The following is a 15,517-nucleotide window of genomic DNA, read 5'->3' as shown; positions in this document are numbered from 1 at the left end:
GGAATTCCGCCGACACCCATACCCATGTCAACGTGACAGGGGATAGTGGAAACTGCAACAGCTGCCTTCATGAAGGTGACAGCCCTTGCAAGGTTCCAGGCAGAGGTCTGGCTGGTGTTGGTGTTGCACACTGGACCGAAGACGTTTGCGCCTGCCTTTGCGATCAGAGGTGCCTGCTGGTGTGGCCAGAGGCCTGCGAGGGTTGTACCGTCGTACTGCAGGTTGCCGTGCATACCGAGTACACATTCCCCGGCCATTCCGGCTTCGATGTACATGTTCGGGAATTCCTTCCTGAGAGCCTCGATGGCGTGGAGGGTTCCGTACATGTCTGCGTCACCGGCTGCACCGGTGGTGTCAAAGTTTACACCGTCTGCCCCGGAGGCAAAGATTTTCTGCATAACCCATACGGTGTCCCTGGAAAGGTGCTCTGCGGCGTGTTCCATAGAGTCCCAGGCTTCCTGGATCTTGAAAGCCTTCATGAGGTCTCCCGGGTTCTCGAAGGGTCCGTCAGGAGTGTAGTACAGCCCCATGTTCGGCATTGCGCCATAGAAGAGAGGGATGACCATGTTCTGCTGGCAGACTTCCATTGCCTGGCACTCGTTTGAAACAACGGGCTTTACAGGCTTGTAGCTGTAGTCGATGTGACCGAGTTCCATGGTGTCGGCACCAAAGGCTCTCTCGTGCATCATGCAGCCGACAAGACGGCTGGAAGGAATACCAACACCACTGTTGCCCTGGTCCCCGTCAAGCCTGAGGGTACCGATATCGTGGGTTACAGGAACTTCCATGCCCTGCTCAACACTGACTGCCTTTCCGGGCATCATCAGAATTTCTGCAAGCTTTTCAAGTTCATTACCACTGAGGACAGGAATCTCACCGAGGTCAGCGGCGTTAGCCGTACCTGCCTCAATCTCCTCAACAATCTTTTCTTTGGTAAGGAAGATACGTTTACCGTCTCCCATCCTCAAAGCATATTCAGTTGCCATTTATATCACCATTTTATTGTGTATTCAATATTAGATATGGAAAGCTGTATTCTATGGGGTTCAGAACTTGGACACGAAGGTCCTTGCCTGCCAGAGGGCAATTGACGCCAGGACCAGGATGAGAACCATCCACATAATGTCCCCGGCGGGGATGAAGGAGTTTGCCCAGTACGCATTGTAAGCTTCCAGAGCCGCTGCTGTTTGTGTCATGTTTTAACCTCCGTTAAAGATTACACATATCTCAGGCAGGCATCAGAGCCACGGGTTTTTCCGAAGTCGGTGATCACGTACCTGTGCAGGAGGAAACCTTTCTTGTAGATCCCATCTTCATCGACCTTCTGCTCCACGTCCTTCAGCATCCCTCCGGATGCCAGTTCGAGGATGTCGAAATTGATGCTGTCCCTGTGGAAATTGCTCCTCATGTCGTACTCTTCCTGGATCTTTGAAACGATTTCATAGTTCCATCGTTCTTTCCCATCCAGTAAAATCTCCAGAATCCTGAATTTGATAGGCCGGTTTCCGCTCACTTCACTCACCTCTCAGAGTTTCAAGCGCACTTGTGTCTTCCGTAATCATAGCGAAACTACCAATAACACAGAGAGTGCCTCCGACAAGGATAGACCACTGCGGGACATCTCCGAAGAAGAGGAAAATGAAGATGATAGCAAACAGACCGTAGAGATTTCCAATACCCTGCCCTCTTCCTACCCCGATAAGCGGGAAGGACTTGTACCAGCAGACATAACAGAAACCAAAGGTAATCCCTGCGAAAATCAAGACCAGCAGGGTCATGGGTTCAAAGGCCTGGAGTGCAAAGGAATACATCGGGTAACCGAGAATTGCAAGCACTGGAACAACAATGATCCACCAGATAATGTTTTCTCCTAAGAACCTGAGGGTCAGCCCCACGTCCGGCTCGGAAATGTCGAGACCTTTTCCTGCGATTGCGCCTTCAATGCCCCAGCCGGCAGCAGCCATCAAACCTCCAAGGTATCCGATCCACTGGACGTTGCCTGAGGAAAGCTCAGTCAGAAGCCCGCCTCCGAAGATCGTGATGCCTCCTAAAATGATGACTCCTATACCGATTGCCGCTCTCTTGGAGATCTTTTCCCCGTACCAGTAGTAAGCAAGAACAGAGCCCACCACAGGGTAAAGAAGAGCTGCAACAGCTGCAAATGCTCCGCCTATAAAGCCCATAGCAATGAACGAACCGAGAATTGCCATAGGGCCTCCGAAAATCGAGGCAAGGAAGAACCACTTGGAACACGGGTTGAATTCTTTCATTGTCCGGACAAGTTCCCCGTATTTACCAAGCACTCCATTCCAGAGCATGAGCGCTAGCATGACCGTAAGTGCATTAAAGGCCGTAATCAGCACGGCAGTTACAATAAGAGCTGAGCCGTCTCCTCCGGTTTCGGCAATAGCGCTGTACATCTCATCGAATGGGTTAAGCACCCACACAACGGTCCCTGGAAGATACCAGATACCCCAGAATACAGCACAGAAAAGGGCCCACATGTACCCTTTACTGATTTTTCGTTTGCTTTCCTGTTTTTTTAAAGATTTTAAATCCACGGAAAATCCCTCCATTTTTCAGAAGCACTATGGAATTCCCTCAGGGCATGAGTCCGTCCCAGCCCTATTCCACAGCCTGAAAGTACAGCTTGCGAAACCTCTCTAAGGACATTTACATTTAAGGGAACTAGATTAACTTTTATATATAATTTAGAGACTACAGTTTCCGGCGTACTACATATATAATTAACTACAGTTATAATTGCCATTTTTATCCCGTTTTACTGCAGTTTTCAGGCTTTTTGACAATTGCTTTAAGTTGCCATTTTAAACAATTATCAGCAGCTTTGAAGTTTGCCTTAGTATTGCCGTAGTCTAAATACTGAGCAGGTTTCTGCGCAGTCTTTTCTATGGTTAATGTAGCTCGTGAGTATGACCAGATATGAAAGAATTTTTTTGTTTATACCCTCAGCTATCGGTTTCGCAAAAACTGTACAAAATAAAATTGGGCAGAAAATGCATTCGATTAGATCTTCTGCATTTTCTGCTTATTGAGCTTTTAGAGTAAGGCTGCTTTTACCTTACTGACGACATCGGTGGCACTTTCACCGTAGATGTCTGCGCCAATCTTGTCTGCCCAGTCCTGTGTGCATGGAGCTCCACCGACCATGGTCTTTACCTGGTCGCGAACACCTGCTTCTTTGAGCTGTTCTTCGATCTGGATCTGGTTGACCATGGTGGTGGTCATAAGAGCGGAGGATGCAACAATCTGGGGTTTGAGTTCCTTTACCTTTTCAACAAAGGCACTGATTGGGACGTCTCTTCCGAGGTCCACAACTTTGAAGCCTGCAATGTTGAGCATGGAGGCAACGATGTCCTTTCCAATGGAGTGGATGTCACCTTCGATGGTTCCGATTACAACGGTTCCAAGGCTCTTGGTCTGGGATTTGCGCTTGTCCATTTCCGGCTTGATGACTTCAATACCTGCGTTCATTGCCTCGGCGGCTGCAAGTACATGGGGGAGGAAGAGAGTGCCCTGCTCGAACTGTTCTCCTACTTCCAGCATGCCTGCGGTAAAGCCCTTCTCAATGAGCTCTACAGGGTCAACACCTGCTGCAAGAGCTTCTTCTGCAACTTCTGCTGCGAGTTCGTCGTCAAAATCGGTGATTGCGTCTTTTGCTTTTGCAATGATTGCTTCTGTGCTTGCCATTTTTAGATCTCCTGAATATCCTGATATTGTAATTACATGCCTCTGAAAGCCTTGTCAGCCCTGTCGACAACTGCCTTCATGTCCTTGAGGATGTCTGCGTCGATTGGTTTAACTACGTGGTTCTTGAGAACGTCTACGACCTTTTCGTGTGCAGCGGTTGCAAGGTCCTTTGCGCCGGCTGCTGCCCAGTCACCGAACATGCGCCTGTCGATGATCATGGGGTCGGAGGGGTAGTTCACAAGCTGCCTGGTCTGTTTGAGGGAGAGGAAGTTGTTTCCAATGCCTACTTTCTGGATAGACTCGACTGCAAGGGTTTCCTCAGTGACAGGGACTCCCATAAGGGCCTTCTTTGTCATCTTGATGATATCGTTGTCAATAACGAGCTGTTCCATGGAGAAAGTCATACCAAGCTCAAGCATCCCGGCGCCGTAGAGGGTGTTTGCCCCTGCGAGGGAGGGAAGGAGGCAGGTCATGGTCTTCTCGTGTCCAGCCTGGTCGTCCGGGACCTTTGCATCAGACTAGGTGCCTGCCACGAATGCGGGGAGGCCATAGAACTGGGCGAGCTTTGCGACAGATGCGCTGATCAGGCCGAGTTCGGGAGATCCGACGGGCGCAGTACCCTTCTTCAGGTCGAAGGTGGTGGTGGAACTTCCGTACCAGACTTTGGTTCCGGGTACTGTGAGCTGAGCGAGAGTGATACCTGAGAGTACTTCGGCGTTGTGGGTAACAAGGGTTCCTGCAAGGTATACAGGAGCAGAACCACCGGACATTGCCATACTCAGGACGTTTACAGGGATACCGAGGCGGGCACCCTTAATGATGACCTGGCAAGCGTTGACACTGAGCTCGAGTGGGCTGGTCGGGCAGAGCAGCATGGAGAAAAGAGGCTTTTTCCTTGTTTCTTCTTCGTCGCCGCCGTAGTAGGCCTTTGCGATGTCCCAGTAGTATTCGACGTTTTCGCCGACTGGGTCAATGTGGTGGAAGTGTTTTGCGGTGTTAGTAAGAGGGGTGAAGGTCTCGTGAACGTCCTGGGCACCCTGGCCTGCAATATCCCTTGCAGAGACCGGGAGAGAGAAGTAGTCGATGTTTTCTGCCCAGTCACAGAGCTTTGCAATGTCTGCAATGTCCTGCTCAACAGAGTCAACGGTTACGTACTTGCCATCCTGATACTTGCAAACCTTTACACCGGTACCGAAGCAGGTCCAGTGAACCTTTCCGCCGGATTCCTGTACAGTGTTGTGCTTCTTGTCGCGGCCCCAGAGGACAAACCTGGAGGGAGCGAGCTGAAGAGCTCTTCTTACGAGATATTCAGGGATCTTTACAATCTGAGTCTTTTCGTCAACTTCACAGCCATTTTCCTTGAAGATCTGCCTGGCTTCCGGGTCAGAGACCTGGACACCGGGGTCCATCAGGATTTCCATTGAGGCGTAGTGAATTGCCTTAAGTTCGTCGTTCGTAAAAAGGTTTAATTCCACACCGTTAAGTGCGTTGAATCCTGCAACTGCATTACATTTTGCCATTTTGTAACCTCCGATAAAAAAGATTTAAACGAGCAGTTCTTTTGCCTTAGCAACGGCTTCACTTGCGTTTTCTGCGTAACAGTCTGCGCCGATCTTGTCAGCCCATGCCTGGGTTGCTGGTGCGCCCCCGATCATGACCTTTACATTTTCTCTCATACCTTCTTCCTTGAGGAGTTCGATAACTTGTTTCTGTCCAGGAAGAGTTGTGGTCATAAGAGCAGAAAGCCCGATCATATCAGCATTGACTTCCTTTGCCTTCTGGATAAAGTTCATGACAGGAACATCGCGGCCGATGTCGTGCACTTCAAAACCAGCAGACTGGAGCATTGTGGACACGATGGATTTGCCGATGTCATGGACGTCGCCTTCTACAGTACCGTTCACAATGACGGCCACTTTTGCGCTGGAAGCGCCTTCAGGCATAAGGTCCTTAAGAGCTGCGACTCCGGCGGTCATTGCGTCGGCAGCCATCATAACGTGGGGTAAGAAAAGTTTGCCTCTCTCAAAGAGGACACCCACTTCATTCATGCCTGCGGCAAGCCCTTTTTCAATAATTAGTGCGGGGTCCAGTTCTCCTTTTGCCTTTTCAACGGCAGCGAGTACTGCATCCTTTTTACAGGTGATTACAGCGCCTGCAAGTTCCTGAAGTAATTCTTCTTGGCTAATGTTGCATCCTCCGTTTTAATTTTTGAACTATGGAGACGTCTCGACCCGAAATTAACATGAATAATCATGATAATTTGGGATGCAAGCTCAAGCTCTATGAGTCATGAGATGCACGAGAAGTAACTCATGATCACCATGGGTGGGAAACCATGATTACCACAAGCAAAACTGCGAAATCATGAAGGATTCATGATTGTCCTGATTGGGGTTCATGAGTATTTTAGCAGAGGGAGTATTTTTGGTGCCATTTTAAATCCCGTCTGTGTACTCATCTTTACAAATGTCTCCAGAATAAAGTTCAATTTACTGGTATAAATATTTTGTTAAAAAATACATGCCAAAAATGAGAGTTATATAAATAAGTTTTGGTTAATACATTTTGAAGGAAGTATTTGGGAGAGAATCAGAGAAGATCAAACGAAAAATATAAATATGAAACATTAAAAATGGACTTTTGGAGGGACGTGAGAGAAGGAAAAGTAAAGTAAATAGGGAAGAAATCTGGAAAAATATTAAAAAAGTAAAATAATTAAGTATGCAGAGCATAAGAAGATATAAAGGATACTGATGCTGTTTAGCATCAAAACTTTAAGTTAAACAGTTGATTGACGACCAATTAATTCTTTTTTAGAACATCGTTTTTTCTCATTTCCTGAGTCAGAATGGAATTCAGGTCAGAAAACAGGAAAAAGAGAAAAACTTATATATTAGATATTTTTCTGAGTCAGAATTTCATTACAATTTCGTGCCCACAGGAAAAGAATAGATATCTAAAATGCTAGCAGCCCCGGAGAAAAAAAACATTCTGAACATAGAATAAAACATTCTGAACATAAAATAAGAAATGGGAGAAAGTGGGACGATGGAAAAAAGAATAACCTGAGACGTGAAGTGCAAGAAGTGAAGAGGGTGAACTACCACTCAGCTAAAGACTGAGTGGCTTCTTGGTTCATTCCTCCCTCTATTGAGGGCAAGTCCCCAAGCTCTTCCCCGCGTTCCGCAGGTGAAAATATGTACTTGAGCTTCCTTTCGGATTCCAGTTTTCGCTGGCGCAGTCTCTAGCCCTTAGAGAGTGTGATCGTGAAGTTTGCCCTGTTATCCAACTTGCTTTCGCATTGTGGTGACAGCAAAATACCTCAGTCCTTGCTTGGTTTTCGCTTCGGAAATCAGCATGGAATGAGAGACTTCAAAATAGAAATAAGTTTGCAGAATCAATAACAGCAGAACGTGAGGAAGTTGACGCTTATATCCCACGAAGCGGAAGACTTCGGGGTTTTACGTTCCTTCCCATAAAATAGAAGGCAAGGCGAAAAAAGAAAAAAGAAGAGAAAAATAGAAACGGGAGAGTTATAGAGGGGATCACAAAGAGAATTTATGATAAATCTGGTTCTTTATAACCAGAAATACATAAGCTGTAAGCTCTGTTTACAAGCTCAAGCAGTTTCTGATCTTCCCGCGGTATGTTTACTCCACAAGCAAGGGAAAGGTATTCGGCGAGGTCAAAGATCTTTATTTTCTCATCCTTTCCGGCTTCGACAAGGTTCTGCATACAGCCCCCGCAGTTGGTAATGATTATGCCGCAGCCCAGTTTTTCGGCAGCCCGAAAACGATCAGAAGCTACAGAAATAGACTCGGAAGGATAATTGACCCTTACGCCTCCACCAAAGCCGCAGCAAGCCGAACCTTCAGGAGTTTTATTTGCAAGCTCGGTGCCGGGGATATTTTCAAGCACGTTTCGTGCTTCCCTGTAGACGCCCATGCCCCGAGTCAGATGACAGGGGTCGTGGTAAAATACCCTGTGTTTGAGGGTTGTTTCCGGAGTAAGTTTACCTTCTTTTAAAAGGCGTTCCAGGTACTGAGAGACATGTAACACCTCAAAGTCCATTTCCCCGAACATTTTTGGATAGATTTCCTTAAAAGCCTTAAAGCAGCCGGGGCAAGATGTAAGAAGGATTTTTGCCCCTCTTTTCCTGACCTCATCGATATTTTGCTGCCCATGCCTGCGGATGGGACCCGGGTTTCCGGCACCTGCAGATACTGCGCCGCAGCAGTATTCAAGCCCGCTCAGGACAGTGTAATCGACCCCCGCCTTTTCCAGAAGGGCAACAACAGCCTGTGCCATATTTTTGTTAATATAGGTGCCGGCGCATCCCGGGAAATACACGACAGAGCCAGGACTGTCTATGTACGCAGGAATCTCATCCATTTCACCAACCTTTTTGAAGATATTATTTTCAGCCTCAGGGTCCGCCATAGTCTGCCTGTCCGTGAGACCGTTTTCACTTACCCATTTCTGCCGGGCAGGAGAAATAAGCATCTTGAGCCCAAGCCCTTCGGGACAGGCTTCGGCACAAAGCCCGCAGGTCAGGCAGTGCAGCAGGGAAGCAGGATCAATTCCAGTAGTCCCGTCCAGATACCCGTAAAGTAGGTCAAGCAAACTGAGGTCATCATATCGAGGGCAGACCTCAAGGCACTGTCCGCATTGCGTACATTTTTCCCTGTGTTTTTCCACTATATTCATATTTTAACTCCACATCATTTTAAACTCATGCGACTTCATTATTATAGCGATCCTAAAAATATAGCGATCCTTAAAACTTAGCGGTCCTTAAAACCTCTTTCTGGAGAATTCCATCCCTGAAGCCCGAAATATTTAGAAAAAAGATAAGACTAATATCCAGATATGCACTATTAATAGTCAGATAAAAGGAATAGCCAGATAAAAAGGAATAGTCAGATAAAAGGAATAAACAGATAAAAGGAATAAACAGATAAAAGGAAGGGATTGAAATATTCGAAGAGCTGAAAAACAGCACAAGAAAGCTGGTAATTCCGTTTGCCCGTTCAATACCCCTCTCCCCAAACACCCTTACCCTGCTGGGTTTTGCAGTAAGCGTGGCTGCAGGAGCTGCATTCGCCCTGGGCAAACCTTTTGAAGGAGGGCTCCTGATTCTCTTCAGCGGGGTTTTTGATATCCTTGACGGCGGAGTCGCAAGAGCAAAAGGCAGGACCACTCCTTTCGGAGGAGTGCTGGACTCGGTCTGCGACCGCTATTCCGACGGGCTGATGTTTCTTGGAATAATGGCCGGGGCGATTTACGGCAGACTTGGCTTTACCCCCGTCCTCGGGATAGAAGTCTGGCTCTGGGCTGGCTTTGCCCTTATAGGTTCTTTTCTGGTGAGCTACACCCGCGCCCGGGCAGAGTCCGCAGGCTGCCGGAAGCTGTCTATAGGAATTGCCGAACGCACGGAAAGGATGCTCATCCTGGCTTTAGGCGCCCTCTCAGGATTCCTCAGCTGGGCTCTTGTTCTGATAGCGATATTCTCGCATATCACCATGATCCAGAGAGTCCTGCGAGCAAAAAGTATACTGAGTAAGCCCCCCGAATCCGAATTCCAGAAACCCTGAAGCCACAATCCGGAGATCCGAACAAATAAAAAAATTAAAGAACATCCCCTACTGGCTCCCCCCAACCGATATACATTTATACTACATGTTTGATTACAATAGTTGGATGATGGCAAGCAAGCATAGGACCGTTGCCGTCTGAAAAGCATAAATGCTCTGCGGGGCCGTAGGGTAGCTTGGTCCATCCTGCAAGGCTGGGGGTCTTGCGACCTGAGTTCGAATCTCAGCGGCCCCACCAAACTCTTATTCAACCTTAGACTTTTTTTACATGTTTTATTGGATTTTTCATTACACGTTTTTAAAATATCTGATTTGCTGCGTAATTCCTATTTTCAGCCCCTTTCATCGTTTTTGAGCTTATAGTTAAAGGGCTGTGACCACGTTTTGAATTTGTTTTTTGGGCCCCGGGCTCTCAACGACTGCGAAGCAGGCGGCCTTTCCTAAACAGAAAAGAGGACTTGAAAACTCGGATACAGGCAAGTTATGATCTGCTGCATACAAAGGGCGAAAGGATAGGGAAGTTGAAGATGCGAGTAAGGTTACCCCGGAACAATATCAGCCGATTAACCCCACCCCAAAAAATATAGAATTAGTGTAATTTATCTTCCTTCCCCTTTTCCCGCTTATACTTCTCCTTGATTTTCTCAATCATTTCCTCATTAGCCTCAACAACGAAAGCTCCGATATACCCGCATTCCTTGCAGTGGTAGACCGCACCTGCATACCCGCCAACCTCATAATAGATATCCGCATTCCCGCAGACAGGACAGACTTCAACTAATTTTTCCCGGTTCAGGGCAATTCCTCCTTTAATAAGGCTTACAATACCGAATTGTTAAATTATATATAAGAAGCATGATTCAAGATAAAGACATAGTATTTTAACCTGATATTCAAAATGATGTTCAAAATGATATTCAAAATGATATTCAAAATGATATTCAAAATGACTCAAACTGACATGCGGAAAAGAACCATGCTGCTTAGCTGAAACAGCCGCTTATTCATATATCCCCGTTCCAGATTTAGATATTAACTGTAGAGATTAACGATTCAAGGCTTACAGTGAGTTGAAAAATGACAGAAATGATGACCCCTGCAATGCGCCAGTACTACGAAGCCAAGCAGGCATACCCTGACGCCCTTATCTTCTTCAGGATGGGAGACTTCTACGAATCCTTTGGGGAAGACGCAAAAACCATTGCGAAAGAACTTGGAATTACCCTGACTGCACGGGGGAAAGACAAAACAGGGGAGAAAATGCCGCTTGCAGGAATTCCCTACCATGCCATTGACACCTACCTGCCCAGGCTAATAAATAAGGGGTACAAGGTAGCCATCTGTGAACAGCTCGAAGACCCGAAGCAGGCAAAAGGAGTTGTGAAGCGAGGAGTTGTCAGAGTGGTCACCCCGGGAACAGCAATAGACTCCTCAATGTTTTCGGATGCCTCAAACAATTACCTCATGGCAGTTGCAGGAAGGGAGATCGGAAAATCCGGGAAAAGCGGGGAAAAAGAAATTGAATTCGGGATCTCCTTCCTCGATATATCTACAGGGGAGTTCCTTACAACCCAGTTTACGGACTCGGACAGCTTTGAGAAATTACTTAGCGAACTTGCCCGCATGCACCCTGCAGAATGCATCCTGCCCCCGTCCCTGTACGGGAATTCAGATTTAGTAGCCAGGTTAAGGGACCAGACAATTGTGCAGGAATTTGCTCCCGAGATTTTCGGACCCGAGGAAGCCGGAGAAAACCTGAAAGCTCATTTAGGGGTCGCAACCCTCGAGGGCATGGGCTGCGAAAAGCTGGAGTTTGCAGTTTACTCCGCCTGGGCTGCCCTTGAGTATGCAAAGACTACCCAGATGAGGGACCTTGCCCATATCAATACCCTCAGGACCTACTCAAACACCGAGTTCATGGTCCTGGATTCGATTACCCTGCGCAACCTCGAAATCGTGAAAAACGTGAGGGAAGGAGGAGACGAAAACTCCCTCTATCGGACCCTGAACTGCACACGGACACCTATGGGAAGCCGTATCCTGAAAAAATGGCTTTTAAAGCCCCTTCTTTCCGTAGAAAATATAAACCACAGGCTGGATGCCGTAGAAGAACTGGCAGAAGACTCTCTGCTCCGCTATGATATAAGGGACTGGCTCTCAGACGTAAGAGACATCGAACGCCTGGTAGGAAGGATAGTATATGGAAATGCCAGCGCAAGGGACCTCGTAGCCCTGAAAAAGTCCATGGACGTCGTACCTTCTATCCGGGACTGCCTGCTGGAAAAAGCCGGGCCAGAAATATTAAAAGAGATTGCAGAAGGGCTTGCAGCCTTTTCGGAACTGGAAAACCTGACTGAAATGATTGAAAAAGCAATTGTTGAAGAGCCTCCTGTAACCGTTAGAGATGGCGGAATGATAAAGTCCGGGTACAGTCCGGAACTTGACGAACTCCGGGATATTGCAAGCAACAGCAAACAGTGGATTGCGGCTTTTCAGCAGAAGGAGAAAGAGAGAAGCGGAATCAAGTCCCTGAAAGTCGGATACAATAAGGTCTTTGGTTATTATATCGAGGTTACCAATGCAAACAGCAGCCAGGTGCCTGATGACTATATAAGAAAACAGACGATGTCAAATGCAGAGCGTTTCTTTACGCCGGAACTTAAAGAAAAAGAAAGCCTGATCCTGACAGCAAATGAAAAAGCAGTAGCTCTGGAATACGAAATCTTCACTGAACTCACACAGGCCCTTTCAGCGCATTCAAGGGAACTCCAGGAAACAGCAGAAAGACTGGGCACCCTTGATGTCCTTGCAGACCTTGCCGAAGTTGCAGAAAACAACAACTATACAAGGCCGCAGCTCACCGAAGACTGCAAGATCCTTATCAGGGACGGGCGGCACCCCGTAGTCGAAAGTACCGTATCAGGAGGCTTTGTACCCAATGATACCGAAATGGACTGCAAGGAGAACCAGTTTTTGCTTGTTACAGGCCCGAATATGGCAGGAAAGTCCACCTACATGCGCCAGACCGCCCTTATTGCAATTATGGCTCAGGCAGGCTCCTTTGTTCCGGCATCCCATACATCCATAGGAATGATTGACCAGGTCTTTACAAGGATAGGGGCTTTTGACGACCTTGCAAGCGGGCAGAGCACTTTTATGGTTGAGATGGTGGAGCTTGCAAATATCCTGAATAACGCAAGTCCCCGAAGTCTTGTACTGCTTGACGAAATAGGCAGGGGGACGAGCACATATGACGGGTACAGCATCGCAAAAGCAGTTGTGGAGTTCCTGCACAACAGGGGAAAGGTTGGGGTCAGGGCTCTTTTTGCGACCCATTATCACCAGCTTACAGCCCTTGAAGAGAAATTAAAGCGGGTCAAAAACTACCATATTGCAGTAAAAGAAGATGGCCACGAGTTAGTTTTCCTGCGGAAAATCGTTCCCGGAGCAACAGATAGGAGTTACGGGATCCAGGTTGCAAGGCTTGCCGGAGTCCCGGAAAAGGTGATCGAAAGGGCAAACGAGATCCTTAAGGAACTTGAAAAGGAAAACGTGTTTGAAGAAGTAGAGGATAGCGAAAACGGGAAAAAGAGGAAAAGCAAAGCAAGTGCACGCTATACCCAGATGATGCTTTTCGACCCCGGAAGCAGCAATGGGAATCAGGAGAGGGCAAAAGGGTTGAGCCCTGTGGAAGCAGCCCTGAAAAAGCTGAACGTGGATGAGATGACGCCAATAGAAGCCATGAACAAACTCCATGAGCTGAAAAAACTGCTTGGTTAAAAAGAAAAATGGGCTAAGAGATTGCCCACCTTGATAGAGCAAGGGATCAGGGAAAACAGATGAAAGGGCGGATAAAAGGCAGATGAAGGGCAAAGGAAAGGAAAAGTGAAAAACAAATGACGGAGCAGGTTGAAGAAAAGCTGGAAGAGATGATGGAAAGTCAGATAGAAAATCAGGGTAATAAAATCCGGATTCTCGACAGGGACACGATAAATAAAATCGCAGCCGGGGAGGTAATAGAACGCCCGGCATCCGTGGTAAAGGAACTTGTGGACAACTCAATCGATGCCGGAGCAACGGAAATCCGCATCGAGGTAGAAAAGGGGGGAAAACATTCCATCCTTATCCGGGACAACGGTTGCGGGATGAGCAGGGCCGATACTCTCCTTTCATACAAAAAACACGCAACAAGCAAACTCACAAAGATCGAAGACCTTGATACGGTCTCAACAATGGGGTTCAGGGGAGAAGCTCTTGCTTCAATTACCGCCATTGCAAAGGTAGAGATCATTACCCGTCCCCCGGAAGAGATTACCGGCACAAAAATGGTCATCCACGGAGGAAAAGTGCAGGAAACATCTGATGCAGGCACGGCTCCGGGGACCTCGATACACGTAAAAGACCTTTTTTATAACACACCTGCAAGGCGCAAGTACCTGAAAAGCGACCGCACCGAACTTGCCCATATCACAGATACCATTACAAGGCTTGCCCTGGCAAATCCGGGAATTTCCTTTACCCTGCTCAGTGAAGGAAAGCCAATCATAAAAAATACGGGTTCAAGCGGCCTTTTGAAAAGCATGGTCAACCTGCTCGGCCCTGATACGGCACGTTCAATGCTGCCCCTTGAGTACAGGACAGAAGACTTTGAACTCCGGGGATATATCTCAAAACCCGAAACCCACAGGGGAGGAAGCGACCAGCTTTATGTATTCGTAAACACGCGCCCTGTCACTTCAAGAGCTATCAGCACATCTGTCCGCGAAGGATATTACACAAAGATCCCTAAAGGCCGCTATCCTGTGGCAGTGCTTGCTCTTACCCTCGATCCGGGAGAGGTGGACGTAAACGTACACCCCCGCAAAGCCGAAGTCCGTTTCAGCCGGGAAAAGGAGGTAGGAGATGCAGTCATTCGTGCAGTTGAAAAGGTCCTTTCTGAACACGGGCTTGCACCCGTGGTAAGGGAAAAAGATGGAAGAAGGTTTCAGAAAACCTTCGAGGGTTCAGGGCCATCAGGAAAAATTCAGGCACAGGAAGCCCCTATAACTCTGCCGGAAAAGGGACCTGCAGAGGAAATCAGGAAAGCAGCCGGGAAGGAAACCGGAAAGGAAGCAGAGTTTCAAGAGGAAGCCAGAGTTCCTGAAAGCGGCAGTAGACTCCTGAGAGAAAAATCCGAAGCTTATACCTACCCGATAAAGGATACGGAGAGGAGACTAAAGAAATCCGAGCGCCTCCTGGATGCAGAAAGGGTAGGAGTCCAGGAAGTCCTGAGGGGAAGAGATCAGGTCAGTAACAAGGAAGAGGAGAAAGCAGGAGAAAAAGAAGAGGAAAAGATAGGGGAGAAGGAAAGAGAACTGATCAGTAAAAAGACAGGGGAAAAGGAAGAGAAGAAAACAGGGGAAAAGGAAAGAGAACTGATCAGTAAAAAGACAGGAGAGAAAGAAAGAGAACTGATCAGTGCGAAGACAGGAGAGAAAGAAAGAGAACTGATCAGTGCGAAGACGGGGGAAAAGGTAAATGAAAGAATAAATGCAGGGGAGAGGCAAAGTAAAAAGCCGAAGCAAAAAGCAAACACCGATCTTTTCGAAGACCTGCGGGTCATAGGCCAGACCTCTAAGATGTACATCCTTGCCGAAAAAGGGGAAGACCTTGTGATAATCGACCAGCATGCAGCCCATGAGCGTATCCTTTACGAGCAGGTCCTGAGAACGAAAAAATCCAGGGTGCAGGAGTTGATCGCCCCTGTAGTGATAGAACTCACCCCGAAAGAAAAGGTGCTCATGGAGGAGTATATCCCTTATCTGGAGGAGTACGGCTTCGGGATCTCGGAATTCGGGGACAATACCTATGTCGTTACCTTTGTCCCTGAGGTTTTCGGACGGCTCGAGGATACCAGCGTAATCCATGACGTGATATCTGACCTTCTGGCTGAAGGAAAGGTCAAAAGAGATACTGGGGTCTCGGAAAAGGTGAGCAAGACCCTTGCCTGCAGGGCAGCAATCAAAGGAGGGGCAGCCTGCAACTCAAGGCAGATGGAAGAGCTGATAGAACAGCTCAAAGCAGCCGAAAACCCTTATTCCTGCCCGCACGGGAGACCAACAGTGATAACCTTTACAAAAGGCGAACTGGACCGCATGTTTGCAAGAACTCAGTGAATAGGATTCCCGGAAAAAAGAAAAAGTTGAGAAAATCAGGGGAAGGGGGCTGTTCAG

11 protein-coding genes, 1 tRNA gene and 1 pseudogene are annotated in these 15,517 nt (G+C 47.6%); 4 read left to right on the top strand and 9 right to left on the bottom strand.

The window, feature by feature from the left end:
- The 9 genes and pseudogenes from mtbB to EO93_RS12880 all read right to left on the bottom strand — a co-directional run.
- The coding region (mtbB, locus tag EO93_RS12915) for a [dimethylamine--corrinoid protein] Co-methyltransferase (protein WP_048162862.1) at positions 1 to 986 on the bottom strand (986 nt) is incomplete at its 3' end.
- Positions 987 to 1,046: 60 nt separating this feature from the next.
- Positions 1,047 to 1,196, bottom strand: a complete 150-nt coding sequence (locus EO93_RS18005; RefSeq protein ID WP_200895032.1) for a hypothetical protein — start codon at positions 1,194 to 1,196, stop codon at positions 1,047 to 1,049.
- Positions 1,197 to 1,216: 20 nt separating this feature from the next.
- Entirely contained in the window at positions 1,217 to 1,513 is a 297-nt protein-coding gene (locus EO93_RS12910) for a hypothetical protein (protein WP_048162861.1), read from the bottom strand.
- 1 nt (position 1,514) lies between these two features.
- A complete protein-coding gene (locus EO93_RS12905) occupies positions 1,515 to 2,576 on the bottom strand; it encodes a DMT family transporter (RefSeq protein WP_200898117.1) in 1,062 nt (353 codons plus the stop codon).
- Positions 2,552 to 2,770: a hypothetical protein gene (locus tag EO93_RS17595; protein WP_156161319.1), complete on the bottom strand. Its 219-nt coding sequence runs from the start codon at positions 2,768 to 2,770 to the stop codon at positions 2,552 to 2,554. The genes EO93_RS12905 and EO93_RS17595 overlap by 25 nt, the downstream gene beginning before the upstream one ends.
- Before the next feature lie 290 nt (positions 2,771 to 3,060).
- Positions 3,061 to 3,711: a methyltransferase cognate corrinoid protein gene (locus EO93_RS12900; protein WP_048162860.1), complete on the bottom strand. Its 651-nt coding sequence runs from the start codon at positions 3,709 to 3,711 to the stop codon at positions 3,061 to 3,063.
- Positions 3,712 to 3,743: 32 nt separating this feature from the next.
- Positions 3,744 to 5,231 (bottom strand): annotated as a pseudogene (gene mttB / locus EO93_RS12890) ([trimethylamine--corrinoid protein] Co-methyltransferase).
- Between the two features lie 24 nt (positions 5,232 to 5,255).
- A complete protein-coding gene (gene mtbC, locus EO93_RS12885; protein WP_048162859.1) occupies positions 5,256 to 5,897 on the bottom strand; it encodes a dimethylamine corrinoid protein MtbC in 642 nt (213 codons plus the stop codon).
- Between the two features lie 1,372 nt (positions 5,898 to 7,269).
- Positions 7,270 to 8,418: a (Fe-S)-binding protein gene (locus EO93_RS12880; protein WP_048162858.1), complete on the bottom strand. Its 1,149-nt coding sequence runs from the start codon at positions 8,416 to 8,418 to the stop codon at positions 7,270 to 7,272.
- Between the two features lie 326 nt (positions 8,419 to 8,744).
- Between EO93_RS12880 and EO93_RS12870 the strand changes: the two genes are divergently transcribed.
- From EO93_RS12870 to mutL, 4 genes are all read left to right on the top strand, one after another.
- The gene (locus EO93_RS12870; RefSeq protein ID WP_082107652.1) at positions 8,745 to 9,305 is read left to right on the top strand and encodes a CDP-alcohol phosphatidyltransferase family protein; all 561 of its coding nucleotides are present in this window, start codon (positions 8,745 to 8,747) and stop codon (positions 9,303 to 9,305) included.
- Positions 9,306 to 9,465: 160 nt separating this feature from the next.
- Positions 9,466 to 9,543, top strand: a tRNA-Pro gene (locus EO93_RS12865).
- An 839-nt stretch (positions 9,544 to 10,382) separates the two neighbouring features.
- Complete coding sequence (gene mutS / locus EO93_RS12860; RefSeq protein WP_048162855.1) at positions 10,383 to 13,085, top strand: DNA mismatch repair protein MutS; 2,703 nt, start codon at positions 10,383 to 10,385, stop codon at positions 13,083 to 13,085.
- Positions 13,086 to 13,201: 116 nt separating this feature from the next.
- Positions 13,202 to 15,460 carry a DNA mismatch repair endonuclease MutL gene (mutL, locus tag EO93_RS12855; RefSeq protein WP_048162853.1) on the top strand — a complete coding sequence of 753 codons (2,259 nt, stop codon included), beginning with the start codon at positions 13,202 to 13,204 and terminating at the stop codon, positions 15,458 to 15,460.
- The last annotated feature ends 57 nt before the right edge of the window (positions 15,461 to 15,517 follow it).

Origin of the sequence: Methanosarcina sp. 1.H.A.2.2, from assembly GCF_000979975.1 — an archaeon.
Lineage (GTDB): Archaea > Halobacteriota > Methanosarcinia > Methanosarcinales > Methanosarcinaceae > Methanosarcina.
The sequence above is the reverse complement of the archived record's forward strand: the minus strand, read 5'-3'. Positions and strand labels throughout refer to the sequence as shown.